This window comes from Fontisphaera persica (assembly GCF_024832785.1).
In the GTDB taxonomy this organism is placed as follows: domain Bacteria; phylum Verrucomicrobiota; class Verrucomicrobiia; order Limisphaerales; family Fontisphaeraceae; genus Fontisphaera; species Fontisphaera persica.
This window is the reverse complement of the sequence record NZ_CP116615.1, coordinates 3,096,682-3,123,086: the sequence shown is the minus strand read 5'-3', so window position 1 is coordinate 3,123,086 and position 26,405 is coordinate 3,096,682. Positions and strand designations below refer to the sequence as shown.

At 59.9% G+C, this 26,405-nt stretch carries 16 protein-coding genes; 8 read left to right on the top strand and 8 right to left on the bottom strand.

Going from position 1 to position 26,405, the window contains the following annotated elements:
- Positions 1 to 156 precede the first annotated feature (156 nt).
- Positions 157 to 669, top strand: a complete 513-nt coding sequence (locus NXS98_RS11645; protein ID WP_283845159.1) for a DUF2271 domain-containing protein — start codon at positions 157 to 159, stop codon at positions 667 to 669.
- A 283-nt stretch (positions 670 to 952) separates the two neighbouring features.
- Here the strand turns inward: NXS98_RS11645 and NXS98_RS11640 are convergent, their stop codons facing one another.
- From NXS98_RS11640 to NXS98_RS11620, 5 genes are all read right to left on the bottom strand, one after another.
- Positions 953 to 2,179 (bottom strand): SLBB domain-containing protein, encoded by a 1,227-nt coding sequence (locus NXS98_RS11640; protein ID WP_283845158.1) that lies wholly within the window; start codon positions 2,177 to 2,179, stop codon positions 953 to 955.
- Positions 2,180 to 2,313: 134 nt separating this feature from the next.
- Positions 2,314 to 3,909, bottom strand: coding sequence for a hypothetical protein (locus tag NXS98_RS11635; protein ID WP_283845156.1), 1,596 nt, complete (start codon positions 3,907 to 3,909; stop codon positions 2,314 to 2,316).
- 269 nt (positions 3,910 to 4,178) lie between these two features.
- On the bottom strand, positions 4,179 to 5,630 hold the full coding sequence (locus tag NXS98_RS11630; protein ID WP_283845154.1) for a DUF2779 domain-containing protein: 1,452 nt from the start codon (positions 5,628 to 5,630) through the stop codon (positions 4,179 to 4,181).
- A 12-nt stretch (positions 5,631 to 5,642) separates the two neighbouring features.
- Positions 5,643 to 6,695, bottom strand: coding sequence for a glycoside hydrolase family 43 protein (locus NXS98_RS11625; protein ID WP_283845153.1), 1,053 nt, complete (start codon positions 6,693 to 6,695; stop codon positions 5,643 to 5,645).
- A gap of 160 nt (positions 6,696 to 6,855) precedes the next feature.
- Positions 6,856 to 7,689 (bottom strand): hypothetical protein, encoded by an 834-nt coding sequence (locus tag NXS98_RS11620; protein WP_283845152.1) that lies wholly within the window; start codon positions 7,687 to 7,689, stop codon positions 6,856 to 6,858.
- Between the two features lie 175 nt (positions 7,690 to 7,864).
- On the opposite strand from NXS98_RS11620, the gene NXS98_RS11615 reads away from it, so the two are divergent.
- Positions 7,865 to 8,977 carry a hypothetical protein gene (locus tag NXS98_RS11615; protein WP_283845151.1) on the top strand — a complete coding sequence of 371 codons (1,113 nt, stop codon included), beginning with the start codon at positions 7,865 to 7,867 and terminating at the stop codon, positions 8,975 to 8,977.
- A gap of 6 nt (positions 8,978 to 8,983) precedes the next feature.
- Here the strand turns inward: NXS98_RS11615 and NXS98_RS11610 are convergent, their stop codons facing one another.
- The 3 genes from NXS98_RS11610 to NXS98_RS11600 are packed head-to-tail and all read right to left on the bottom strand — an operon-like array spanning position 8,984 to position 12,382.
- A complete protein-coding gene (locus NXS98_RS11610; protein ID WP_283845150.1) occupies positions 8,984 to 10,837 on the bottom strand; it encodes a sodium:solute symporter family protein in 1,854 nt (617 codons plus the stop codon).
- Between the two features lie 24 nt (positions 10,838 to 10,861).
- Positions 10,862 to 11,317: a C-GCAxxG-C-C family protein gene (locus NXS98_RS11605; RefSeq protein ID WP_283845149.1), complete on the bottom strand. Its 456-nt coding sequence runs from the start codon at positions 11,315 to 11,317 to the stop codon at positions 10,862 to 10,864.
- Between the two features lie 39 nt (positions 11,318 to 11,356).
- Positions 11,357 to 12,382 carry a glycoside hydrolase family 130 protein gene (locus tag NXS98_RS11600; protein WP_283845147.1) on the bottom strand — a complete coding sequence of 342 codons (1,026 nt, stop codon included), beginning with the start codon at positions 12,380 to 12,382 and terminating at the stop codon, positions 11,357 to 11,359.
- A gap of 1,127 nt (positions 12,383 to 13,509) precedes the next feature.
- Here NXS98_RS11600 and NXS98_RS11595 point away from each other — a divergent pair.
- The 6 genes from NXS98_RS11595 to NXS98_RS11570 all read left to right on the top strand — a co-directional run bounded on the left by NXS98_RS11595 (position 13,510) and on the right by NXS98_RS11570 (position 26,399).
- A complete protein-coding gene (locus NXS98_RS11595; protein ID WP_283845146.1) occupies positions 13,510 to 14,628 on the top strand; it encodes an RHS repeat-associated core domain-containing protein in 1,119 nt (372 codons plus the stop codon).
- Positions 14,625 to 15,086 (top strand): hypothetical protein, encoded by a 462-nt coding sequence (locus NXS98_RS11590; RefSeq protein WP_283845145.1) that lies wholly within the window; start codon positions 14,625 to 14,627, stop codon positions 15,084 to 15,086. Before NXS98_RS11595 ends, NXS98_RS11590 begins: the two co-directional genes overlap by 4 nt.
- A 1,040-nt stretch (positions 15,087 to 16,126) precedes the next feature.
- Entirely contained in the window at positions 16,127 to 17,602 is a 1,476-nt protein-coding gene (locus NXS98_RS11585) for a sodium:solute symporter (RefSeq protein ID WP_283845144.1), read from the top strand.
- Positions 17,599 to 18,618: a tRNA dihydrouridine synthase gene (locus tag NXS98_RS11580; protein ID WP_283845143.1), complete on the top strand. Its 1,020-nt coding sequence runs from the start codon at positions 17,599 to 17,601 to the stop codon at positions 18,616 to 18,618. The genes NXS98_RS11585 and NXS98_RS11580 overlap by 4 nt, the downstream gene beginning before the upstream one ends.
- A 61-nt stretch (positions 18,619 to 18,679) precedes the next feature.
- A complete protein-coding gene (locus NXS98_RS11575) occupies positions 18,680 to 25,153 on the top strand; it encodes a lamin tail domain-containing protein (protein ID WP_283845142.1) in 6,474 nt (2,157 codons plus the stop codon).
- A gap of 121 nt (positions 25,154 to 25,274) precedes the next feature.
- Positions 25,275 to 26,399: an SGNH/GDSL hydrolase family protein gene (locus NXS98_RS11570; RefSeq protein WP_283845140.1), complete on the top strand. Its 1,125-nt coding sequence runs from the start codon at positions 25,275 to 25,277 to the stop codon at positions 26,397 to 26,399.
- Positions 26,400 to 26,405 lie beyond the last annotated feature (6 nt).

Sequence of the window (26,405 nt, the reverse complement as noted above, 5' to 3'; positions counted from 1 at the left end):
CGGACCCGTGCGCGGGTCCGGGCTTTTTTGTGCCTGACGCCGGCGGGACCGTGTCCCATGGGGCCATGCACCCATCCCGCGACGCTTGCTCTTGTACAACTTCACCTTGAATCGGGTGCCGCTATGTGTTACATGAGGGGCGCCTTTTAACCATTTATGCGGATTATCCAAATCTTCTGGCTTGCCGGGCTGGGATTATTGTCCCCTTTGGGGGTGAAGGCGGCGGATGCAGTGGAGATAAAACTGGAGTTTACCACGCAAAGTGTGGTGCAGGGCAAGTATGCCCCCCGCCATGTGATGGCCGTTTGGGTGGCGGATGCGCAAACCAACTATGTCAAAACCCTCCTGCGCCTGGGCCAGAAACGTCAAAACAAACTGCACACGTGGAACCAGGCGCGCGGCAGTGATGACCGGGTGGATGGCGTCACCGGCGCAACGGTAGCGGAACACCAAACCCACCGGGTGCTCTGGAAAGGCGACAATGCGGAAGGGAAACCCGTCCCGGCAGGCCAATACTTTCTGGTCATCGAGTTCACCGAAAATAACCGCCAGGGACCGCTCGCCCATGTGCCCGTGCAAATTGGCGGGCCCGCAGGCCAGGTGACGGTGAGCGACGTCGCGGGTTTCAAGGAAATCAAAGCCACTGTTTCTTCGGCAGCCGGTAAATAATGCCCGGACGGCTGCGCTTTGGGCCGCAGGGTGAGGTGGAATCCGGCCTTGTGTCCAGAAAGCGTTTGCTTGCCAGCAAACCGGCATGAGCAGGGAAGTTGAGCGGCAGGCAAGCCGGTTTGGCCCGCGGCCGTCAGAGTTTGGGCTTCTCCCTGCTTGATTCGGCGCATGCTCTTCTGCCTCTTCGAGAGTCCGGATTCACAGGCAGGCAGAATGCCCTGAACCCATAAAAAAGCGGACGCCGGGAGGTGCGGCGTCCGCTACGTGGGGAGGTATTATGGGGCTAGAAGCTGAAGAATTTTTCCGGCACCACCACGATGTCCTTGCCTTGCAGGATGACATCGGCGCGCTGGCCGGCCTGCAATTGCTTGATGTTCACCGGAATCTTGACCTTTTCGCCAGCCCCGCGGTCCCGCAGCACATATACGCCGCTGAGTTTGGCAAAACGGGAGAAGCCGCCGCAGCGCAGAATGGCCGCATAAGCGGTCAATTCCTCATCCGGGCTGAGCCGCAGCACGCCCGGGCTGCGCACATTGCCGGTCACGTAAATCACGGGCGCGAAAGCCGGCACCACGATGACATCGCCCGGCGCCAGAGCAAGGTCTGATTGCAGGCCGTTGCCATCCAGAATCGCCTGCACGTTGACTTCCTCCACCAGCGCGTTGCCGCCTTCGAGGCGGAGCAGTTTCACCCGCGTCAAATCCGCCGAGGGCGTCAACCCGCCGGCGCGCAAAATCGTGGTCACCAGCGTGGGCTGGATGCCCTTGGGGGTGCGCAGGGGGCCGGTGGTGCGAAACTCGCCGGCCAGGTAAATCACGTCGGATTCTTCTTCGCCGTAGATGCCTGAGGAAATTTCCAGCATCACCGTGGCGTTGCGCAACTGGGTCTTCTCCAGCTCGGCCTTGATGGCGGCCGCCGCCCCTTCAAAATCCTTGCCGATGACCGAAACGCGGCCCACGCGCGGCAGCACCAGGTAACCGCCTTCGCGCACTTGATACAGGCCGTTGAAGGTTTCGTCCTCCAGCACAAACAACTGAACCACCTGGCCGGGGAGCAGGATTTTTTCCTTCAGGGAGGCCTGGTAGCTTTCCTGGAGCGCCTTGACGGCGGCAGCCAGCTCGGCTTCGGTCTTGGTCAACTCATCTTCCACCACGCGGTAGCGGCCCTGGTAGTACTCGACGTCCTTTTTGACGCTGTCGAGCAGCTCCTTGTCCACGGGCGTCATTTTGGAAATCATGTCGGCGTCTTTGGTGGCGCGCTCCAGCCGCGACTTGTAATAATTCATGTCGCGGGTGAGGTCGGCCTTCTTGCGTTGCAACCGCTCCACGGTCCGCTGGGCTTCGCCCTGCCGGCCGGAGAGGTTGCGCATGACCGCTTCGGCCCGGTTGCGCTCATCCAGTTCCCGGCGGAACTTGTCAATTTTCTCGGTGTCCTGGCCCAACACCGACAACGAGCCCACCCAACCGGCAAACGCCAAGGCGCCAACAATGGATAACGTGGTAGCTTTCATGACTTGTTAGTGATTTCCGTTCCGCAAAAACAGCTCGTTCAGTTGTTTACGTTGCCAGCGACGGCTCCAACTTTAGCGCATGACCATCGCACAGGCAACCCCAAAATCCTGCAAATGTAAAGTAAATTTTTGCCTCAAAACGACTTCCGCAGCGTCAGAATCAGCAGATTCTCCTGCCAGCCATTGGGGCCGGTCGTCAGGGCGGTGTTCTGGTATTGATGCATCAACATGGCGTCCACCGTTTCGGTGGCGCGCAAATATAACTCATTGCGCAGGGTCAGCGCGTCCCATTCATAGGTGCCGTTGTCCATCAGCCGGTAATACGCCCCGCTGCGCAGCCCCAGCCGGGTGCTCATGCTGTACATGAACCGCAAGCCCGCCTGCCATTCGGTGTACTTGGGCACGTTGGGCAAATCCACCGGGTCATACTCGCTGTACTCGCCCACCACCTCCATGCGCAGGTCCGGTCCCAGGGTCTTGCGGAAGAAATAGCCAATGGCGGTGCGCACGCTCTCCAGCGGCCAGGTGACACTGCGCTGGAAATAAACGCGCTGCGACATGGTGGGGGAGATGGAATGCTGCAGGTCCAGCGTCCACAACAGCGCCTCCCGCCGTTGGTTATCCGCCCAATAGTAGCCCGCTTCACCCAGGAGGCTCAGGTAATCCGTAATCGGCCCCCGGAAGCCGCCCATCAACGTATGGCTGAAACCATCCTGACGGTCATGATGGGTGGCCGCATAGTGAATGTGCGGCTTGAAGCGCATGTTTTCCCGCTCATTGTCCAGGGCCGCGTAATAACGCTCACCCGAGCGCGGCACCTCGTTGGGCAGGCCGTCCGACCAGATGTCGTACCGCGCGGCGCCGGCGGAGAAGCGCGTCTCGGTGGGCAGCAAATGGCTGACATGGGCGCCGGCGGTGTTGCGGAAAACAAAGTAATCAAACAGGCGGTTGAAGGTGTCGGCCCGCTCCTGAATGTTCCGGTCAATGATGCGGTAAGAATAGCGGCCCACCGTGTCGGCCGCATTATAATCCGTATCGAACAAATCAAACGCGCCGCCCCAAATGTAACTGGGCGTGTACACGCTGAAGTTGTCGTATAGATGCACATCCCAGTTGCCAATGGGGAAGGTGTAGCTCAACTGGGCCAGGCCGCGCGGCGTGGCGTTGAAGGCGAACATTTCCATCGGGTCAATGAACCCGATTTTGTTTTCAAACGGCAGATACACCATCTGGATGCCCACCGCCAACCGCAGCCGCTCGGTGGCCTGGAACATGGCCGCCACGCTCCACCCAATCATGCTGATGAAGCCGCTCTCCACCGCCGGGTCGGAGCGCGTAGCGTTGTCTGAGTACAGCAAGCTCCCTGAAAGCGTGCGAAAATCGAGGTAGAAATTGCCAATCTTGATTTCGGCGTCCTCCGGGCGAAATGCCCACTCCACGAGCGGCACGCCCCAGGTGAAGCCAGGCGGGGTGGCCACGCGCACGGTGCCCTCGCCCTCCATGACCTTCACGGGGCGGACCACGCCGCGGTTGATGGTGCGGAACATGCTGTCATAAGCGGCCCGCACTTCCTGGATGGGATTGGGTTCAACGGTGCCCATCCCGCCGGCGCTGCCCGGTTCCCCCGCCTCACCGAGGATGTGATACCCTCGCGCGCTGCCTGCGGTGTCCAGCGGATTTACCCGGCGCTCATTGCCCACGGGAGTTTGCGCCGCAACCCAACCGGCCATGCCCAAAGCGAGGGCGCAAAACAGGCCCCGGCCTCGCTGAAAAAATGGCTGCGTATTAGGTTGTTCAGGCATTTTACACCGTGTTTGCCATCAACGCCCGCTACCGGCCTCACAAGGAGGTGTTTTGACCATGGACGGCCGCCATCACACCACTGGCCACTTAATTAACATTTCCATGGTCATTTGTCCACTTCATGCTGCTTGAGTTTCGGCCTCTATATGCCTTCCCAAGTCCTTGATGTCCAGAAAAAAATATAAAATCTCAGGACTTACACCCATGCCCGCAGGGCCTGCACCAGCCAGGCCAGAGCGTCAGTGTCCCGGCGGCAATAGGCCATCAAATCCTGTCGCACCCTGGCCTCCTCCTCCGCGGACAGCCGGTCAAAAAGGAGCCTAAGCCATGCCTGCGTGGCCTGGTGACCGTCCCGAATGGCCAAATCCTCATAGCCCCGGCCCGTCACGGCCGGCAGCACCTCCTTCAACGAGCAACTGCCCTTTTGTTGGGCGAAGTAGCAATAGAAATTCTTGAACGGCTCGAGCATGTCCACCCACCGTGGACGCAGGGAGTCATACCAACTTTGCCTGACTGTATCCCAACGCACCAGCGACTCGAGGACCGATTGCTCGAAGGCGGCGTTGTACGCCAGAATGCTGCCGCGATTGCCCAGGCTGGATTTTAACCGGTCCAGCATGGGCGCCCGGGGATCGCTCTGGCCGGTGCAAACAAACGCCTCGTGCTCCAGCTCAGCCCCCGGCGCTCGGACGTGGGTGATGGAAAATTGCACGGGCACCATGTTGAACGGCGACAGCCCGGGCAGCCAGGGAATGGCGGCATTGACCGTCTCGAAGTCCAGACAATGCAGCGGGTATTCGAGCCGGCCCAGAAATTCACGCAACGCGGGGCGGTCCACATAGGGGCGCCCGGTCTGCACGGCGTAAAGCTGCGCCTCGCGATTTCGTGTGCGCAGGTTTTTGGGCAGCAGTTGCAGGGAAACGTGACCCGCCTGATACAGCTTGAAGGCCTTCTGGCGGCTGAGCTGATACAAGTGAAAGATGTTGTGCTCCGGCAGTTGCCCGGCCCAGCAACGGGCCTTGAAGGGACAGTCGCCCCCCTCTTCGCAGTAAGGGCCCAGCGGAATGGACGCCGGCGCCGACGCCCGCAGGAGCTGCGCGTAAGCGTCCAGGGCCTCCTCCAACTCGCCGACGGCATGGAATCCCACCTGGCTGTTCGGCTCGACCAGGAACAAACTGGAGGGGTCCAACCGTTGTGCGCGGCAATAGATGGGGTTGAGGGTGACCAGCCCCACCTGAACCAGGTCCACCCCCGCCGCTTTCACAATCTTCGCCTGGTAGGCCAGCCGTTGCCGGGCGGTGGGCGATATCGTCGTTTGCGGTATCACCGAAACAATCTGCCAGCCGCCGTGGGGATGCGGCCCCAGGTAATCCACTTCGGCCAGCCAGCCATCGTGCGCCAGCACGGCCTCCAACATGGCCTGGCCGGCTTTCAGGCATTGCTGCGTCTGGCGCAGGCGAGTTTCCATGTCCCCCGCAATCACCGTGATGGGGCCGGGCAACAACGGGGCGGCCAGGCGCAGCAGCCGCCGTTGTTCTGCCACATCCCAGACTGCAAAGGAGGTGGCCGGCGCCTCCTGTGCCAGGAAATAAAGGGCTTTCTGGCATCGGCGCCCGGCCCAGTAATGGTTTTCGGTGAAAAAACTCAATTTGCCAGCGACCTATTGACCGCCCCGCAGGGCGTCATAAATGGAAAAATCCCATCGCTCGCGAAACTCCAATAACAGGGTATCCTCGCGCACCACAAACGGCAGCCAAACATGGGTGGATTGCTCCAGGCGTTTGGGTTCCCAGCGGTCCGCCATGAAAATGAAGCAACCGGGGGGCTTGCCCGGCGCGGGCAGCACAAAAGTGCTCTGTGCGCGAAACGTGAGATGACGCTCCGGCCCCACGCATGGATTGCCGCGGCTGGTCCACGGGCCAAACAAGCTGTTGGCCACGCTTAAATCTGCGGCGTTGGGGTTCCATCCCGTGCAGCCGGAGGTAATGAGGTAGTACTTGTTGCGATATTTGAACGGCGCGGGCGCTTCGCGGTATTGGTCCACCAGAATGCGCGCCCAAGTGCGGCCCTGCACCAGGGGCTCCGCCGGACGGGTAAAGGCCTCATTCAACCGCACGATGTACATGGTGCGATTGTCTTCCGAGGCGTAAAACACATAGGCCTGGCCGTCGTCATCCAAAAAGAGATTCATGTCGCGGAAGGTGTTGCCCAGCTCCTTTTGGCGGCAACGGTCATTTTCGGGATAGCCAAAGTCAAAGCGAACGGGCCGAAAAGCCTCAAGGAAGGCAAACGGGCCTTCGGGTTTCTCGCTCACCGCCACCCCCGCCATGGCATACGTGTATTGCCGGTTGTCCAGATGCATCCACATCACATAGCGGCGGGTTTTCGCATTCCACAGGACTTTGGGCCGCTCGCACACGCCGCGTTCCCGCGCCTCCTCCGGCAACACTTCCCGGGGCAGGGCCAGACCCAGCGGCTCCCAGTTCAATAAATCCCGCGAGCGATACACCGTCACCCCACTGGGCCGGCCGGCCCGCTCCTGTCCGTACCAATAATAAACGCCCTCGCGCTCCAGAATGCCGCCCGCATGGGAGCGAATGGGGTTGCCCTGCGTGTCCAGCCAGACCTTGCCCGGTTCAAAGGCGGCGGGTGCGGCCGGACGGGGAGCGGCTTCCGCGCCCAGCAAGCAACCTGCTCCCAAGGTCGCCAGCAAGATACCTGAACCAAGCCGGGACTTCATCGCGCATCTCATTTGGGCATCCATATCCAGTTAGTAGAAACGCTGCGCACGGCAGGTCAAGCAACCTTTCTGCTGCACGCCCATTTTGTCCAGGGCAGCGCTCGCCGGACATCTGGCTTGCCCAGTCCATCCGTCAGGGTTTGGCGGTAAAGGGATTGCCGCGTGAGGCCGACGAGGTCGCCTGACGTGGCAAACACCAGACCGCCAGCGGCACATAGACCCAGGCCACCATCACATGAAAAATGGCCACCAGCCCCAGCCGGATTAAATCCATCAACCCCCATCCATACCCGCCAATGGCCACCGTCATAATGACCGCGCCGGGCATGAGCGCGGCGGCGCACAGACGCCAGGCGGCGCCCACGCTCAACCTGGCGCCGCGCAGCCAGGCCAGCACCCGCGCCACAGGAACGTAAACCAGGGCCAGGCAGGTCCAAATGACCACCAGCCCCAGCGTGGCCCCCACCCACACCAGCGCCACCATCGCCTGGCTCCACGCTCCCCACCACGGCACGGCCTCTGCCTGGTTGAAGGGCAGCACGACCTCCGGCGGATAGGGAATTTCCAGATACCCCAGCACGCCCCGCACATGCAGGTTGGTGACCCCAAACTCAAGTTGCACATCCGCCGGCAAGCTTTGTTCGCCGCGGTGATGGGGGTCAATGACCAGCGATAAAAAGCGGTTGCCGGCCAGCGCCACCGGCTGGTCCAGCTCCATCTTCAACCGGCCGCCGCGAATTTCACCGCTGGCGGGCAGCGCCGTCACCGCGCGCGCCACCGGCGGAAACCAGGCGCTGCGGACAAACCATGCGGCCACCATCCCGATGGCCAGCCCGAAGACCATCAGCATGGCCAGCGTCCGGCCATAACCTGCCCCCGCAAAGGCCGCGACGCCCTGCGGGGTCAGGGGCTGCCACGCCCCCGCGGGCGGACTGCCGGCCTCCGCTGCTGAAGGGTCTTGTGCCATACCGTGGCCGCACCATAACAAATAACCAGGGGCCAAACCAAGCACTCGCTGCGCGAGCATGGCCAGCCCCGTTTTGCAGGAGAATGCCCACTCTGCCTTTCACAGTGGGGAGACGGCGGCCGGTATGTTTGCAACCGAGGTTGCATCTGCCGGTAAAACTGGCATGGTTTCGCTCATGCAAATCCCTTCCGGCAAGCAATGGCTCACACTGGCGGCCTGGCTGAGCTTGATGTGGGGCGCGTTGACGCATTCCCTGTCCGCCGCCGTCACCGCCGCCGCGCTGGCCCAACAGAAACAGCAGGTGGTCAACGTCATCGTCATCAACTTTGACCCCATTCTGAGAACCCGCGGCAACCAACCTTTGCACGCCTGTTTCAAGTGGTCGGACCCCTGGAAGCTCACCGAAACCATGGTGGAAGCCGCCCGCACCACCAGCCACGGTTTTGTGGAGTATCGCATCGTGGAAAAAATCAATCACGACGGCTTCCCCACCTTCCGCAACGGGTTCACTTACACCGAGGAAACTTTTCTGGAGATGTGGGAAAAAGACCGCAAAAAAGCCAATAAAGGCATGACGAGTTTCAAGTGGCTTTTTGAGCGTTTTAACCTGCCGGCCCTGCTGGCCAAACACCAGGCCACTGAAATCTGGCTCTGGGGCGCGCCTTATTTTCAGTGGGATGAATTGCACTGGAAAACGCCGGGAGACCGCATTCCCTACCAGACCGACAATCCGTGGTTTTACCGGCCTTATGACATTCCCGACGTGGGCAAGACGGTGTGGATTATGGGCTGGAATTACGAACGGGGCGAGGGCGAAATGCTGGAAAGCTACGGGCATCGCATCGAAAGCGTGCTCTCCCTTACCTTGGGGCAGGGCCGATGGGACCCCAAGGGCAATCCTAGTAATATCTGGAATCAATTCACGCGGGTGGACAAGGATTTTCCCGGCGAGGCCGAAGTGGGCAGCATTCACTTTGCGCCCAATTCCTTGCGGGACTATGACTGGGACAACCTGACCGAAGTGTGGACCTATGCCGATGACTGGCTGACTTATCCCGATTTGCCCCGCCAGAAGAAAAAGCTCAACGCGGTGACCGGCGGCTGGAAGGGCATCACCGCCCATCATCGCTGGTGGATGACCCGCCTGCCGCATCGGCCGGGCATCACGGGCGGCTTTTTCAACAATTGGTGGCAGTACATTGTGAACTATGACGCGGCCATTAAAACCCTGCCGCCTCCCGGCGCCACCTTCGAGAAAGCCCGCCGCGCCATGTACGCCTCGCCGTGAGCTGGTTCAGACCTTGGTGGGGGAGGCTGGTTTGTCCTCGTAATCCGTCAGGTACATCTCGTGTTCCTTTTCCAGACGGTCGTACCAGGTGAACTTGAGCACAAGGGAAGTCGCGACGAACACGATGACACACGCCCAAAAGCGCGGCCAGTTGCGGATGACCAGGTAAATGGGCGCGGCCACCATGGCAATCTGCCAGACCAGGCCCACGCCAATGTTGAACCAATCCCGCGCCGCATCCCGGTTGGCTTGGAGACGCGGATGCTCCGCCGCGCACAGCGCATGAATGGGCCGCCACCAGCCCCAGGGCCGCACGGTGAGATAAAAGCGTTTCAGCACGGCCTTGTCCTCCGGCGGGGTGAGCAGGCAGACCCCCACGGAAAAAATCATGCTGATGCCGATGATGACCAGCGAGGTCACCGTGGGACTGAGGGGGACAAACAATTTGATGACCGCCGCCGCCGTGCCGCTGACCATGCCGGCAAAAAAACCCCAGCCATTGAAGCGCCACCAGTGCCATTTCAGCACGTTGGGCGCCACGAAGGCCGGCACCAACGCGTTGGCCACCCACTCCGTCACCTTTTGCACGGAGCCTGTGTGAAAGCCAAACCCGATGCCCGCCAGAATGACCATGAGCGACCAGAAATAGCCCATCCACACCAGCTTTTGCTGGGAGGCATCCGGTTTGAGGTAGCGTTTGTAAATGTCGTTGACAATGTACGCCACGCCCGAGTTGGTGGTGGAAACAAACGTGCTCATGAACGCTGCCAGCAGTCCTGCCAGAACCAGCCCCTTGGCCCCCACCGGCAGGTATTGATTGACCACCTCGGGCAGGATTTTCTCGAAATCCAGTTTCTGGCCCGCCGCCGCCATTTTGGCCAGCTCCGGACTGAAATGGACCAGGCCAATGACCGCAATGCCGGCAATCAAGAGGAACCGCGGCGCCAGCGACACAATCGCCATCATGAAATTCTCCAGCGCTGCCTCGCGCGGGCTCCGGGTGGAGAGCACGTGCTGGATGGCGTAATTGGGCGTGGGCCCGGCCATGCTCACCAGGATGCCCTTGAAGAGCAACATGCCGATGAACAGAAAATACAGCGAATAACCATCTCCCTGCGGGCCGTAAATCTTGTCGTTTAATTGCGGCACCAGGCCGCTCCAGTCCAGGTTCAATCGCCAGCCAAAAAACAGCTCCTCCCACCCCGCCGGCACGGCGGCGGTAATCTGCTCCGGCGAAGTCACCGCGATGGCCACTGCCGCAATGATGACCGCGGCCAGCAGAATCAACCCAAACTGAACGAGGTCATTCAACACCACACTGTACATGCCGCCCAAAATGCAATACGCCCCGGACACCACCATGATGAGGGTGCCATAAACTTCAGCCGGCAGGGGCCAGGGAAGAAAGGATTTGGCGAACTTGCCGATGCCCTGAAAGGCATAGCTCAAAAAGCCCACCACGCTCACCAGCGCGTACAACACCACGCTCAGGTAGGCCAGCTCCGAGCCGAGGTTTTTGCCAAAACGCGTGCGCATCCATTCCGCGCCGGTGAGGACATTCGAGCGCCGCACCCACGCCCCCAGGTACACCATGCGGAAAATGACGTTAAACAGCGGCCAAATCCACAACAGCCAGATGCCCTTGGCGCCATATACGTAGAGCATCGTCACAAACCACATCGTGCCCGTGATGTCCACGCCGCTGGAGCCGTGCGCAATGCCAATAATCCACCACGGCAGGCTTTTGCCCGCCAGAAAATAGGACTCCGCGCTTTGCGCCGCTTTTTGGGAAACCCAGACCCCCACCCCCACCATCAGGGCGAAATAGAGGACAATAATAACCAGGTCCAGCCAGTGCATGAGCAGAGGGGTGCGGCCCGGCGGTCAGATGAGTTGCTCAAGAATTTCCGCTGCCTCTCCCACAAACTTGGGGCATTGGGTGGCAAAGAGTTTTTTGTCCCGCGCCAATGCCAGCCCTTCCGGCGTGCTGATGTCGCAGCCCAGCAGTTCGCGGCATTGCAGGGATTTGTGGCGGGCGCGGAATTGCCGGCAGAACTCGCGCACGGTGTGGTAGGTGAATTCCTTGGCGTCCTTGTCATTCGGGTCCGTTGAGCCATAACGCAGCCCAATGACAATGCAGGCGCCATTCACTGCCCCGCACGTTTGCGCCTGCCGCCCCAGCCCGCCGCCAAAGCCGGCGGCGGCCTTCAACACCGCCTCCATGCTGAAACCCAGTTTGGGCGCAAACGCCGCCACCACGGCCTGCGAGCAGGCATAACCTTGCTGGAAATGCGCCACGGCGGCCTGGGCGCACTGGCTGTTGGAGGACTGATTGCTCATACGCGCTTCGCTGTGTGTGGTTGCGAAGAAAATCTCAATTTACGCCGGGCATTGCAATAAATAATCCAGCAGCTTGCTGAACCGACAGGTTGCCAGCGCGCAGTATTTGTCCCCGGCGCCATAGTACACGAACAGCGTGTCGTCCTTCACCACCGTCCCGCACGGAAAACATACGCCGCGGTAAAACCCCTCGATTTCGTAATCCGTCTCCGGCTGCATGAGCCAGTCCGGTGTGCGATGCCGCACGATGCCCGGGTCCTCCAAATCCAGCAACAGAGCGCCCAGCCGGTAAAACTTGTCCGGACCCACCGCGTGATACAACGTGAACCATCCATGCGCCGTGCGAATGGGCGGGGTGTTGATGCCCAGCTTGGCCGCCTCCCAGGGATATTTATTTTTAATCAGCAGCCTGCTGCGGACAAAAGGAAAGCCCAGCAAATCATCGCTGAACGCAATCCACGCGCAGGGATGCTCCGTGCCGTATTCCGGCCCCACCCACTCCAGCGGCCGGTGCATCAGCACAAACTTGCCGTTGACCTTTTCGGGAAAGAGAATGGCATCGCGATCGTCCAGCAGCGGGTTGGTGATCCAGCCCGCCCGGATCCAGTGCTGAAAATCCCGGGTCATCGCCAGCCCCGTCAGCGTGGCGTTGAGCCGCAAATAACGCGGAAACTCCTCGCCCACGTCTGGCTTCACATAACGGTCGCGTCCACCGGGCACCCAGAACTGCCCAAACGGAAAATGGCGGCAGGCATAAGTGACGTAAAACCACTCCCCCATCTTGACGATGCGCGGGTCCTGAATCGTGGCCCCGTCAAAGCCCTCCCGGCTGATGTCCATCGCCGGGCGGTCGGAAACGCGCTCAAAGTGGTAGCCATCCCGGCTTTTCGCCAGCCCGAAGTAACATTTGTAATCCGGATGCGATTCCGCGGCGCGGTACAACAACAGAACTTCCCCCTTTTCCGCGTCATAATACGCGGCGGGATTGAACACCGCCAAATCCTCCCAGGGATGGTCCGGATGCGGCGCAAGAATGGGATTCCCGGCAAACCGTTCTAACTTCATAAGATGCTAAAATGAACAGCAGCTATCCTGTCTCCCCGGCAACTTTCTGACAAGCCGGAATCCCCACGCCGGGCCGCGAGTTGATTGGATGGACCCCTTTCCCGGCGACCACCCCCTGTAGCGCAGGCGTCTCGCCTGCGGGTTCACGGAGCCTCCCGGCTCCGTGATTGCTGAATTGCCAAGGTCAAGCGTATGCGCCCAAAAGCACCAGTCCGCTCATCAATCTTTCATTTCCCATAGCGCAGGCGTCCCCGTCCCGCAAAGCGGGATTCAGCCTCCGTCCCGCAGGCCGGAGGCAACGAATGGAAATGAGAACATCTATGGGGTTTCTATTCTTACTTTCCCTCCTCGTCTGCATTGAGCAAACGCAGATAATGAATAATTCGAGGCACATTAACTATTTTCCCTCTCCCCCCGGGACAGGGCCACGGTGAGGGTCTGTAGCGCAGGCGTCCTCGCCTGCGGGTTCACGGAGCCTCCCGGCTCCGTGCTTGCAGAATTGCCGTCGTCAAACACACGCCCCTGGACGCACCAAGCCCCATCTCAATCTCGCATTAGCCATAACGTATGGCGTCCACGAATCGCGTAGCGGAAGTAGGCCCGCAACCCGCAGGCTAAATATGCTAAGGGGCCAAGGTACCAGCGTGAGAATAATCCGCGCAGCTACAATTCCTCCTTCTCCCATTGGAAGAGGGCTAGGGTGAGGGTGGTCAAAGTCTGTGACAGAATTTGATGTATTTCCCTCTCCCCCTCGGGGAGAGGGTCAGGGTGAGGGGCCTCTTCTCCCTCTTCGTTTCCTTTGTTTTCTTCTGTGTGAAAATTCGTGTCCATTCGTGTTCATTCGTGGTTAATCTCCCCCCTTCACACGCTCTGCCCCCTTTTCCCTCCACCCCATCGTAGCAGAAAGCCAAGGTGAGGGTGTGTAGCGCAGGCGTCCCCGCCTGCGGGTTCACGGAGCCTCCCGGCTCCGTGATTGCAGAATTGCCGTCATCAAACAGACGCGCCTTTAACCACCAGTCTGCCCGTCAAACTTTCCTGTGTCCTAACGCAAGTGTTTCGTACTGCGTAGCGGAATAAGGCCTGCGTCTTGCATGCGGGGGCAAAGGGGCGAATGAAGGCTTGAAGGGATGGGGGATTTGGGAGATATTGGGTTCGAGGTCAGCCACAAGATGCAGGTGAATGAAGCCATAGGTGGGTGGGCAATCGTGGAGGAGAAGAATTGTCCCGCAGTGCATGGGCCAAGGGGTGAGCTACGCACGCACGTATGGGGGGTGGATTTGTCGGGGACGACGCAGGGGACGGGTTCGATTTCAGGAGGGTTGCAAGCGGGGTTGGCGCACGTTGTTGGTCTCGGGGAGCACACGCCTCCGGCGTGTGCCCTTCGGCGTCCCGCCGAAGGGAAATTATTCCTCCACACGTCGAATGCGGCCACAGAGCAACGCTCGTCAGAACACGAATGCTGCCCGTTTGGCGAGCTTCTCCACGCCACGGGCCCCCTGGCCAAGGACTTCCATCATCTCTTCTCCACCAAATACTTTGACTGGGAAACCGGCCTCTCTTACTACGGCCACCGCTACTACTCCCCCACCGCCGGCAGGTGGCTTTCCAGAGACCCCATGGGGGAAAGAGGGGGAGTGAACCTCTACGGCTATTGCCATCAGAATCCAGTAAACGTTTTCGATGCTCTTGGTTTATTCGCTGACTTCAGCCTTTGTAACGACAAGGAAAAGGCGGCGCTGATAAAAGCCGAAGCTACCCTAAAAGCTAATTTGCTGGTTACGATCACGACGCTATCCAATTACGCTGTAAGCAAATTGGTTGGTTCCAGCCCTTCGTTCGCTGCGCGCTACGCTTCCGACTCAGGTTTCCGGTCGGACTACCATTCGTGGTATGCCAATATTTCATCTGTCTTGCATGCTGTTGCCAGCGGGATGGCAGCCAACAAGTATGAAGCAGAATGCGAATGTTTTTGCCTTGGGGATACAATGGCATACACGCGACCATGGAGTCCGTACGATAGTGATATTCATTTTTGTCCCAAATTCTTCAAGGCGTCTCCAGACTCGCAAGTGGACATCCTTTTGCATGAACTCTCGCATCTTTACGGCGGAACCGATGACCCTGCACCACGGGGAAACTTTTGGCCTAAGTGGCCGTTAGATGCAAGTTACATAGAATTGTTGGGCACAGGCAACATTGACGAGTACCTTGGAAATACTGTCAATAACTTCACGAGGATGAAATGACCGTGCGTAAAGCCTTGGTTCTAGTATTTCTCGGAGCTACACTTGGTGTGACAGTGTGCTTTTTATCATACAAGACGTGCTATTTGATCGATTGCGACAGTGGTATGGAGAAAATAGAAGCGCGTTTGTTGTTCATGCCGGTCTATTCTCGTGAGGTGAGTACAACATTTGCTTCGCTGAAGTTGCTTAACGGCCAGAGGAGTCTTCAAGGAACTCCTGATTGGCGCACGGTCTATGAGTTTAGCGCGTGGTCTCGTCGTTCTGCCTACTACTCGGGAGGGAGGATTTATTCACTTGCTCGCAGGATTGAAGAGCACACACAGCATTGGAGCCGAACCAATGCAAGCTTAGCGAAGCAGTTGTTCTTAGGTGCGGTTCGAAATGGGCATGTTGAATCAGCAGAAGCCTTGGTCGAAAAAATAGAGCGAGACGGAGAGGCTGCTTTGCATGTGAATTGATATGCCGCATAGGGCACGCCGCCCGGCGCGGCCACACGCTGTCGGCATTAGGACGCTTAGGACGCCTGTTTCCGACTCCTTACACCTATGCGTGACGTCATGCGCAGGCATGACACTGGGCTAGCCCCGGTTTGATGGACACCCGGTGGGCGGGTGCGGTAGAAACACCGTGTACATGAAAAAAGCCAACCTCAGCCAACCGCAGGAAGCCGCGCCGGGGTTGGCCAAACCCCATCCCCAAGCCAAACGCTACGACGACGCCTTCAAGCGGCTGGCCGAGGAGCGCAGCTAAAAAACCTCCCTCTCCCCCCGGGGAGAGGGCTTGGGTGAGGGGGCGGTTTTTCCCCTTCGTTCCCTTCGTTTCCTTCTGTTCAACATTCGTGTTCATTCGTGTTCGTTCGTGGTTCTTGTTTCCACTTTCACGCGCTCTGACCCCTTTGACCTCTACCCCATCGTAGCAGAAAGCCAAGGTGAGGGTCTGTAGCGCAGGCGTCTCCCCGTAGCGCAGGCGGGGACGCCTGCGCTACATGGGGCCGACGAACGCGCTACACACCTTCACAATAGTCCCTTCCCACGATGGGGTAAAGGAACACACGGATTTTTAACAGAAGGAAACGAAGGGAACGAAGGGGGAAAACGGTCCCCTCACCCGGGCCTTCTGCCGGCGGGAGAGGGGAGTTGGTTTCATGTCGTCCCTAAGGGACTCAATAATTGGGAGGGGGACGTTTTCTATAAACCGGTCGTCCCTAAGGGGCTGGCGCGGAGTCCCCATTAACGGCCTAGGCCTGTCGCACCTGGTATTTGTCCAACCGCTACTAGCCCTGAAATAAACAGCCCCAGCGGGGCGGCCTGGTGGTAGAAACAGCCGGGCCAACCCGTCCGAGCTCCGCAGGGGCGACAGATCATCCTCCTTCTTGACCGTTGGACTTGCTCAGTTTGAGGTGCAGCTTGGGGGCGGCGGGGGGGCATTTTTCGCGGGATTTATAAAATGGCAATAAATTGCTTGGCAGGGGGGCGGTGAATCCGTTTGATTGCGCGGCATGACGCCCGCGTTGATATTGGGCTGCATCGGGGTGTTTTTTGTGGTGCTGGTGACCATTGCCTGGCGGACAGGCCGGCACGCCGGCGCGCACGCGTATTTTCTCGGCGAACGCAAGTCGCCGTGGTACATCCTGGCTTTTGGTTTGATTGGGGAGTCGTTGTCGGGGGTGACGTTCATATCGGTGCCGGGGCAGGTGGGGCTGCAGCAGTTTGGTTATTTTCAAATGGTGATGGGGTATGCGATTGGGTACCTGATCATCGCGGGGGTTTTGTTGCCGCTGTATTACCGGCTGAATCTCACTTCGATTTACAGCTACTTGTTTGGGCGGTACGGGCCGCGCACGCAGAAGGTGGGTTCGACTTTTTTTCTGGTGTCGCGGTTGCTGGGGGCGGCGGCACGGCTGTATTTGACAGCCGGGGTTATTCAATATTTTGTGCTGGATGCGTGGGGGGTGCCGTTTGCGGCGACGGTGGCGTTCATGATTTTGTTGATGATGGCCTATACGTTCAAGGGCGGCATTAAAACGATCGTGTGGACGGACACCTTTTTGTCGTCGTTTCTTTTGCTGGGCTTGTTTCTTTCGATTGTGTTGATTGCGCGGCAGATGGATTTGGGGGTGGGTGGGGTGTGGGCGGCGTTGTGGGAGGGGGCGTACTCGCGGGTTTTCTTTTGGGACTGGCAGGCCAAGACGTTTTTTCCCAAGCAGTTTATCGGGGGCATGGTGGTGGCGGTGTGCATGACGGGGCTGGATCAGAACATGATGCAGCGTAATTTGAGCGCGCGCACGCTGCCGGAGGCGCAGAAAAACATCCGGTGGTTTGCGGTGATTGTGATGATTGTGAATCTGGCGTTTTTGTGTCTGGGGGCGTTGTTGCACACTTATGCTGATGCGCGGGGCATCGCCAAGCCGGCCAATCTGGATCATTTGTTTCCGTTGCTGGCTCTGCAGCATCTGGGGCTGCTGGCGGGGTTGATGTTCATTATTGGGCTGACGTCCGCCACGTTTGCGAGCGCCGACACGGTGCTCACCACGTTGACCACCAGCTTTTGCATAGACATTCTGGACATGGAGCGGCGCCCGCAGTGGGATGAGGCATTCAAGACGCGATTGCGGCATCAGGTGCACGTGTTTTTTGCGCTGTTGTTGTTGCTGGTGATTTTGACGTTCAAGGCCTTGGATGCCCGCGAGGTGATATTGCTGGTGTTGAAGCTGGCCAATTATACGTATGGGCCGCTGTTGGGGTTGTTTTTCTTTGGTCTGTTCACCCGCATCCGGGTGGAGGATCGGTGGACGCCGCTGGCTTGTTTGCTGCCACCGGTGATGTGCTACGTGTTGGAGGTTAACGGCCCGCGATGGTTTGCCGGTTACCAGTTCAGCAACGAGTTGTTGTTGGTGAATGGTCTGCTGACGGCCCTGGGCTTGTGGCTGGCCCGGCTGAGAACGCCGGCGGCGGGGGCCTCGCTTGCGGCATGAGTCTGACGCTGTCACCGGTGGATTCTTTTCGGTCTTTGTGGCGGCGCGGCGCGCCGGTGCTGGCGCTGGCGCCGATGCAGGATGTGACAACGCTGCCGTTTATCCGTCTGGTGCATCGGTATGGGGGGGCGGATTATTACGTGACGGAGTATTTCCGCGTGCATGCGTCGTCGCGTCCGGAGAAGGACATTTTGCGGTGTGTGGATGAAAATTCGACCGGGCGGCCCATGCTGGCGCAGATGATTGGGAATGACATTCCCGCGTTGATTCGCACGGCGCAGGTTCTGGCGCAGCATCCGGTGGCTGGCATAGATTTGAACTTGGGCTGCCCGGCGCCGGTGGTTTATCGCAAATGCGCGGGGGGCGGACTGTTGCGCGAGCCGGAGCGGGTGGACATGATTCTGGGCAAGCTGCGCGAGGCCATCACCATTCCGTTCACGGTCAAGACACGCCTGGGATTCGCCAGTGCGGAGGAGTTTGAGAAGTTGTTGCCCATTTTTGCGCGGCATGGGCTGGATATGTTGACGGTGCATGGGCGGACGGTGGCCGACGGCTACGGCGGGGTGGTGCGGTATGATTTGATTGCGGCGGCGGCGGCCGCCATGCCGTGTCCCGTCGTTGCCAACGGCAACATCTTCAGTCCGGCCGACGCGGAGCGGGTGTTGCAGCAAACCCGGGCGCGCGGCCTCATGCTGGGGCGCGGGGCGATTCGCAATCCGTGGCTGTTCCGGCAGATTCGCGAGCGCCTGGCCGGGCAGGCGGTGACGTTGCCCACGGGCCGCGAGGTGCTGGCTTATTTGCACGCGCTGGATGAAGCCCTTTCCACGCCGGACGTCAGCGAGGCCTGTCAGGTGCAGGCGCTCAAAAAGTTCAGCAATCAGGTGGGGCTGGGGTTGCCGGGGGCGGAGGCGTTTTTACATGACAGCCGGCGGGCGCGCACACGGGCTGAATTTTTCCGCATTTGCGCCGACCATCTGGACCATGAGCAGCCGCTGGCTCTGGTGCCACACCATTGAAGGGCGGAAAACTGTTGCCCGGCAGAGGTGAAGGTGCTTAATTAGGTTCAAAGCATCACCTATGCGCTGCCTCGCTGTTGTGTTTTGGGCGCTGTGTTACATTTGGGTCACAGGCGCGTTTTCCCTTGCCGCCGCTCCTTTGGAAATATCCGAATTCATGGCCAGCAATAATCGCGTGCTGGCGGATGAGGATGGGGATTTTTCGGATTGGATTGAGATTCACAACGCCTCCACCAACCCCGTGAGCCTGGCCGGATATTTTCTCACGGACGACCCCGCCAATTTGCGCAAGTGGGCGTTTCCGGAAATGAGCCTGGCAGGGGATGGCTATCTGCTGGTGTTTGCTTCGGGCAAGAACCGGCGCAATCCGGCCGCCCGTCTGCATGCCAATTTTCAACTGGATGCCGCTGGCGAATTTCTAGCGCTGACCGATGGCAACGCCGTGGTGCATGGCTTCACTCCGGCTTATCCTCCCCAACAGGAAGATGTTTCCTACGGCGTGGCGCGGCGGCTGGTGGTGCAATCCTGGTTGGCGCAGTCCGTGCCGCAAATCCTCATCCCCGCCACGGAAGCACAATGGGACAGCAACTGGATGGCCCCGGATTTTGTGCCAACCGGGTTGTGGTTCACCAGTGCCGTGCCCATGGCCATGGGTTTTGACACCAACCGGGCCGGCGGTGTGCCCGCCAATATTGCGCCGACCGGAACAGCTTCGCAGAGCACCACGTTATCCTCGTACTCCGCCAGTCTGGCCCTCAACGGCAGTACCAATGATTTTACGCATACGGCTTCTGCGGATGCCTCGCCGTTCTGGCAGGTGACCTTTACCAACGAATTTTTCATTTCGCGGGTGGTGTTGTACAACCGCAGCTCCTGTTGCCAATCGCGGTTGCGGGACATTCGCGTCCTGGTTTTATCCACCAACGCTTCGGGCATGGTTACCAACTGGCAATCCCCGTTGCTCAACCCGGAGAATACCGGCTACACTTTTTCCTCCGTTCCCTCCGGCCCAATGACCCTCACGGTGGATATCGCTGCGCTCAACGGCCAGCCGGCCTTGGGGCGGATGGTGCGGGTCATTCGCATTCCGGACCCGGATTTATCTGGCACGGGAGGGCAGGGCAACGCCGATGAGCCCAACGTGCTTTCGCTGGCCGAGGTGGTGGTGGAGGGTGTGCTGGGCAGCGACTTTGCGCCTTACATTCGCGCGGATGTGCAGTCGCGGATGCTGGGGGTGAACGGCTCGGCCTTTATCCGCCTGCCGTTTGTTTATACGCCGGGTCTGCCGGTGGACCGTATGTGGTTGCGCGTGCGGTACGACGATGGTCTGGTGGCTTATTTGAACGGGGTGGAGGTGGCGCGCGCCAACGCGCCAGCTTCCCTGGCCTGGAACAGCACTGCCGTCACCAACCGGACCCTGCCGGCAGCGCGGTTGGAAGAAACGTTGGACCTTTCTTCTGCCATTCCTCTCCTGATACCCGGCACGAACTGGCTGGCTATTCAGGCGTTAAATGTTTCTGCCGCCAACGGTGATTTTCTCATGGTGCCGACGCTGGAGACGGTGCAAATCGAGGTGTCCAGCAATGCCTGGCTGGTGGATGCCACGCCGGGGGCGATTAACAACACGGACTATTACTACGGGCAGGTGGCGGATACCAAGTTCAGCGTCAATCGCGGCTTCTTTCAGGCACCCTTCATGCTGTCCATTACTACTGAAACGCCTGGGGCGGAGATTTATTATTCCTTCAATGGCGATGAGCCTGCTCCGGGCAAGGGGGTGCGCTACACGGGACCGCTGACCATCACCAACACCACGGTGGTGCGGGCGCGGGCGTTCAAGGCGGGATACAAGCCCACCAACGTGGACACGCACACCTACCTGTTTCTTGACGACGTGATTTATCAAGCGTCCGATGGGCGTCCGCCGCCATATTTCCCGGCCAGTTGGGGGCGCAACCGGGTGGACTACGGCATGGACCCGGAGGTGGTCAGCAAATACACCCTTCAGCAATGGCGCGAGGCGCTGACGCAAATACCCACCCTTTCGATTGTGACCGAGCTGCCCAATTTGTTTGACCCGGTGACCGGCATTTACGCCAATGCCGATGGGCATGGCGAGGAATGGGAGCGGCCCAGCTCGATTGAGTTGCTTGACCCGACCAATTCCGTGCCGGGGCGTTTTCAGGCGCCGTGCGGCCTGCGCATCCGCGGCGGCTACAGCCGCAATGCCAATTTTGTGAAGCACTCCTTCCGGGTTTTTTTCCGGCGCGATTATGGTTTGGGGCGGCTGCGCTATCCGTTGTTTGAGAACGAGGGCGCGCAGGAGTTTGACACGTTTGATTTGCGCACCAGCCAAAATTACTCATGGCCGCGCGAAACCGGCAACAACGGCCTCTACGAGACGATGGTGCGCGAGGTCTGGTGCCGGGAAACCCTGGGGGCGATGGGCCAGCCCTACCGCCGCTCACGCTATTACCATCTTTATCTCAACGGCCAGTATTGGGGGCTGTATGAGACTGATGAACGCCCCGAGGCTTCTTATGGCGAGATTTATCTGGGCGGCCGGAAGGAGGATTACGATGTGGTCAAGTGCGCCAATCACGTGGGCAACTTTGTGACCGAGGTGACCGATGGCAACATAAGCGCCTGGAGCAATCTCTGGGTGATGGTGCGCTCGGTGCCGGGGAATCCCTCCAACTCCAATTACTTCCGCATTCTGGGACGCAAGCCGGATGGCACGCGCGACCCGGCGCTGCCGGTGATGCTGGATGTGGACAATCTGATTGATTACATGATTGGCATTTTTTACTCCGGCGATGGCGACGCCACGTTGTCCGCCTTCCTTTCCAACACCCGGCCCAATAACTGGTTTGCCATGCGGAACCGGAACAACCCCGAAAGGGGCTGGATTTTCTTCAACAGCGACTGCGAGCACACCCTGGGCGCGCCGAGCTGGCAGGTGGACCGCACGGGGCCATGGAGTGGCATCAGCGGCTCCAATGTGGGCAACTTCACTTATTCCAATCCGCAGTACCTGCACGAGGATTTGATGAACAATCCGGAATACCGGTTGCGCTTTGCCGACCATGTGCAGAAGCATTTCTTCAACGGCGGCGCGCTCACATTTTCCGCCTGCACGAATCGCTGGTGGAAGAAGGCCAATCAAATCACCAAGGCCATTCGCGCCTACTCGGCGCGGTGGGGAGATGCCGCGCCGCGTGAGCCGCCCTACGGGGAAACCGAGTGGGTCAGCGCCGTCAATGCGGTGCCGGCCAACATCTTCCCCACCCGGGCGGAGACGGTGTTGGCGCAGCTCCGCGCCGATGGTTTGTATCCCTCGGTCAATGCGCCCAGCTTTAACCGGCATGGAGGTTATGTGACCAACGGCTTCCCGCTGGCCATCAGCCTGAACAATCCCAGCGGGGCGGTGTATTACACCCTGGACGGCAGCGACCCGCGCCTGGTGGGCGGCGCGGTGGCGCCGACAGCGTTGGCGTACAGCGGCCCCATTCCGCTGACCGGCAGTGTCCGGGTCAAGGCCCGCGCCCTGGTCAATAACACGTGGAGCGCGCTGTTGGAGGCAGACTTCCTTACCCCGGAGCTGCCTGCTTTGCGCGTTACAGAGCTGATGTACCATCCCGCCCCGCCCACGGCGGCGGAGCTGGCCGCCGGCTTCGCGGACAAAGACTTGTTTGAATACGTGGAGCTGCGCAATGTGGGCACGCAAACGGTGGCACTGGCGGGCGTACGCTTCATTGAAGGTATTACCTTCCAGTTTGCGGACGGCACCCTGGCGCCGGGTGAACGGGTAGTCATTGTCAGGGACCGGGCCGCTTTCGCCCTCCGCTACGGCACCAACCTGCCCGTGGCCGGAGTGTATGTCGGCCAGCTCAGCAACGCAGGCGAGACGCTCCATCTGGTGGACGCGGCGGGCCGCACCCTCCTGCGCTTTGCTTATGGGGACGGCTGGTATCCCATCACTGATGGTTATGGTTTCTCGCTGGTGGTGGTGGACGAAAACGCGCCTGCTTCCTTGTGGGATAACCACGCCAACTGGCGGGCCAGTGGCGCCTTTAACGGGAACCCGTGCAGCGCCAATGTGGCGCCACCCTTGTTCCCGGCGGTAGTGGTGAATGAAGTGCTGGCCCATCCTGCCGCAGGGCAGGTGCGCGCGGTGGAACTGGCGAACGTGGGCGCCACGCCCGCAGATATCAGTGGTTGGTGGTTGACGGATGATTTGGGCCAGCCGTTCAAATACCAATTTCCGCCGGGCACAGTCATCCCCGCCGGTGGTTATTTTGTGTTGAACGAGGGCGAGTTTCTGGCCGCGGCCGGCAATCTGACGTGGAGTGGCAGTGGCGGTGAAGTGGCGCTGTTTGCCGCGGATGCCCAGGGCCGGCTCACCGGCTATTTTCACGGGTTCAACTTCCGCGGCACTGAGGCAGGCGTCACCGTGGGGCGGCACGTGACCAGTACCGGGGCGGAGCACTTTGTGCGCCAGGCGCGGCCAACTCTCGGAGAGGCGAATGCCGGCCCGGCTGTGGGGCCGGTGGTCATTGCGGAAATCATGTACCGGCCGCCGGACATCGGCACGAATGACAACAGCCGCGAGGAGTACCTGGTGCTGGCCAACCTCACCACCAACGCCGTGCCTTTGTTTGACCCGGCATCGCCCACCAACACGTGGCGCATCTCCGGCGGGGTGGATTTTGTTTTCCCCACCAATCTTTGGCTGCCTCCCACCGGCCGGTTGATGGTCGTCAATTTTAATCCCCAAAATAATCCGGAGGAGCTGGCCGTCTTCCGCCAGAAATATGGAGTGCACCAGGAGATTCCCATTTACGGCGCATTTTTGGGCAAACTGGATAATTCCGGGGAGGATGTGGAACTTAAGGCGCCGGTGGAATTTGCCACGGGCTTTTGGGGCGAGGTGATGTTGGAACAGGTGAGCTATCGTGATAATGCTCCCTGGCCCGGCGGTGCCGATGGTTTTGGCGCGTCGCTGCAGCGCATGGATTTGCGCGCGTATGCCAACGATCCCGCCCACTGGCGGGCGGCATGGCCGGCTGTTGCCGGTGGCGGGGTGGCCGGAGCGGCGCCCGTGTTCACACAGCAACCGCAGAGCCAGACGGTGGTGGAGGAAGCCACTGTGACCTTTGCCGTCGCCGCGTCCGGCGATGGCCCGATCATCTACTACTGGCGTCATAAAGGCACCCTGATTGCCACCAACACCACCGGCATTCTGACGCTGACCAACGTGACCTTGGCGCAGCAGGGCAACTATTCGGTGGGCGCGGCCAATGCTTATGGAGTGGCCGTCAGTGAGGCCGCCGCACTGGCGGTGTTATCCCTGCCTGCCATTGTCCAGCCGCCGCTGGGCACGAATGTCCTGGTGGGCGGCAACGTGACTTTAAGTGTCACCGCCAGCAGTCCCTGGCCGCTGGCCTATCAATGGCAAAAAGATGGCGTGGACATCCCCGGCGCGACGAGCGCGACGTTATCGCTGACCAATGTGCAAATTGCGCACGAAGGGGCTTATCGTGTCCGGGTGACCGATATGGTGGGGACACGCCTGAGTGCGGCCGCCTGGGTGCAACCTATGCGGCGGGTGACCACGGTGCAGGGCATCCCTGCCACGCTCACCGTCACGGCGGGTGTGGATATTGTGTTTGCGCCGGTGTTTTCCGGTTATCCGCCGCCGTTCTATTATCAATTCCAGCGCGTGCCGGTGATTTTGGAAAACCGGGTGAGCGAAGTTACCAATCCGGTCTTCCTTGTGCCCAACATTCAAATCACCAATGCGGGCATCTACCGCATCATCGCCACCAATCTGGCCGGCTCCGGCGCCAGCCTCTTTTGCAACGTGACCGTGCTTTCCTGGCCGTTAATCACCAATCAACCGGCCAGCCGCACCGCGCCGGCCGGCACCAATGTCACCCTCACGGCGGGCGTGGCCGGCACGGCGCCACTGGGATTTCAGTGGTATAATGTTTTAGGCGAACCCATCCCGTGGGCGCGCACCAACAGCCTGACTCTCACCAACCTTCAGGCTGGCATCAATGACGGCGGTTATTACCTGGTCATTACCAATGCCTACGGCGCTGCCACCACAGCGGTGGCAGTAATCACTGTGGGGAGGCCGGATGGGGACGGGGACAGCCTGCCCGACGACTGGGAAGCTCGTTATGGCTTGGGCAGCGGGCCAGGGCAAGGGCGGGATGATGACCCGGACGGTGATGGCCGCACCAACTACGAGGAATACCTTAGCGGCACACATCCCCTGGATGCGCGCAGTGTCCTCAAGGTGGAAGGATTTGCCATGGATTCGACTCAAGGCGCTGTTTTGCGTTTTACTGCCCAGCCGGAAATTGCCTATGTGGTGGAGTATCTTTCTCCGCTGGGGCCGGGACCGTGGACAGTTTGGACCAATCTGCCCGCGCAGAGCGCCACCAATACCGTTCTTCTCATAGACCCAACGGCTCGCACCACCCCGCAAATCTACTACCGCATCAAGGCCTGGCGGCCGACGCCTTGAACGTAAAACAGCTCAGGGGCTTCATGCGTTGACATTGCCCAACGCGCTTGTTAACAAACCCCCCGCTGAATCGCAGGCCGGGCACAAGTATGTGTCGGGCGTGTTGTTCAACGCAAATGCCATGACTAAAACCGGCAAACGCCGCCTGGCCCGGCTGATGGGCGTTGTTTTGTTTCTAGCCCTCTTTTTGGGGGCGGGCGAGCTGTTTGTGCGGCTGGTATTCCGGGAAAAAATTGTCCTGTTTCCCCGCTTTCACGAAGAGGCTCAATATGGGCCTTTCACCTTGCGCCGCCTGCGGCCCAACACGACTTTTTACCACCGCAGCGTGGATGGCTCATGGCGCTTCCAAATCAACGCGCAGGGATTCCGTGACACCCATGACTATGCCTACGACAAAGGACCGGGGGTGCGGCGGGTGCTATGCCTGGGGGATTCGCACACCCAGGGTTTTGAGTGCGGCCAGTCCGACACCTATGCGCAAGTCCTGGAGCAGGCGGCTGCCGCACGCCGCCTTCCGCTGGAGGTTTTTAATGCCGGCATTTCAGGTTTTGGCACCGCGGAACAGCTCATTTTTCTGGAGCAGGAAGGTTTGAAGTACCGCCCCGACTATGTGGTGTTGGGGTTCTATGCCAACGATTTGGACGACAACGCCAAATGCGGCCTTTTTGGCCTGCAAGATGGCCAGTTGGTCACCAATAAAATGGCGCATATCCCCGGGGTGCGGGTGCTGCGGCCTTTCCAAAACTTTCCCGTGACGCGCTGGCTCAGCCAGCATTCCTACCTGTACAGCCTGGTGATGAACAACATTTGGGTGTTCATGAAAAACCGCCTCTCGCAGCAGGCGGCCGAGGCCGCGCCCGTGGAATACACCGTGGGCATGACCAATCAATGGGCCGCCGCCCGGCAGTACCAGGAAAAGTTAACGGCAGCCTTGTTGCAGCGCATGGGCCAAACCTGCCGCAGCCACGGTATAAAACTCATTGTGGTGGAGATTCCCAACCGCACAGGACCGGCCTCCTTTGAGCCGTCCCTGCCGCCGGCCTTGCGCGAAGTGGCCGTGGCCTCGGCCGATTCGGTGTTGTGGAGCACCAACCTTTTTGGAAACTTGCCTGACTGCTCAGTGATTTTTCGCGCCCACGGGCAGTGGCATCTGACGGAAAAAGCCCACAACTTGATTGGGGAAGCGCTGGCAGGCCTCATCCTGCCGCAAATCGCCCCGCCTCCGGCGCGTCCCGGCTCACAATAAAAGGCG

Excerpts from the sequence above, each read along its gene's own strand:
- NXS98_RS11570 (WP_283845140.1), top strand. The coding sequence starts at position 25,275 with ATGACTAAAACCGGCAAACGCCGCCTGGCCCGGCTGATGGGCGTTGTT.
- NXS98_RS11620 (WP_283845152.1), bottom strand. The coding sequence starts at position 7,689 with ATGGCACAAGACCCTTCAGCAGCGGAGGCCGGCAGTCCGCCCGCGGGG.
- NXS98_RS11595 (WP_283845146.1), top strand. The coding sequence starts at position 13,510 with ATGGGGGATTTGGGAGATATTGGGTTCGAGGTCAGCCACAAGATGCAG.
- NXS98_RS11640 (WP_283845158.1), bottom strand. The coding sequence starts at position 2,179 with ATGAAAGCTACCACGTTATCCATTGTTGGCGCCTTGGCGTTTGCCGGT.
- NXS98_RS11600 (WP_283845147.1), bottom strand. The coding sequence starts at position 12,382 with ATGAAGTTAGAACGGTTTGCCGGGAATCCCATTCTTGCGCCGCATCCG.
- NXS98_RS11605 (WP_283845149.1), bottom strand. The coding sequence starts at position 11,317 with ATGAGCAATCAGTCCTCCAACAGCCAGTGCGCCCAGGCCGCCGTGGCG.
- NXS98_RS11615 (WP_283845151.1), top strand. The coding sequence starts at position 7,865 with ATGCAAATCCCTTCCGGCAAGCAATGGCTCACACTGGCGGCCTGGCTG.
- NXS98_RS11645 (WP_283845159.1), top strand. The coding sequence starts at position 157 with ATGCGGATTATCCAAATCTTCTGGCTTGCCGGGCTGGGATTATTGTCC.
- NXS98_RS11590 (WP_283845145.1), top strand. The coding sequence starts at position 14,625 with ATGACCGTGCGTAAAGCCTTGGTTCTAGTATTTCTCGGAGCTACACTT.
- NXS98_RS11575 (WP_283845142.1), top strand. The coding sequence starts at position 18,680 with ATGCGCTGCCTCGCTGTTGTGTTTTGGGCGCTGTGTTACATTTGGGTC.
- NXS98_RS11585 (WP_283845144.1), top strand. The coding sequence starts at position 16,127 with ATGACGCCCGCGTTGATATTGGGCTGCATCGGGGTGTTTTTTGTGGTG.
- NXS98_RS11580 (WP_283845143.1), top strand. The coding sequence starts at position 17,599 with ATGAGTCTGACGCTGTCACCGGTGGATTCTTTTCGGTCTTTGTGGCGG.
- NXS98_RS11610 (WP_283845150.1), bottom strand. The coding sequence starts at position 10,837 with ATGCACTGGCTGGACCTGGTTATTATTGTCCTCTATTTCGCCCTGATG.
- NXS98_RS11635 (WP_283845156.1), bottom strand. The coding sequence starts at position 3,909 with ATGGCCGGTTGGGTTGCGGCGCAAACTCCCGTGGGCAATGAGCGCCGG.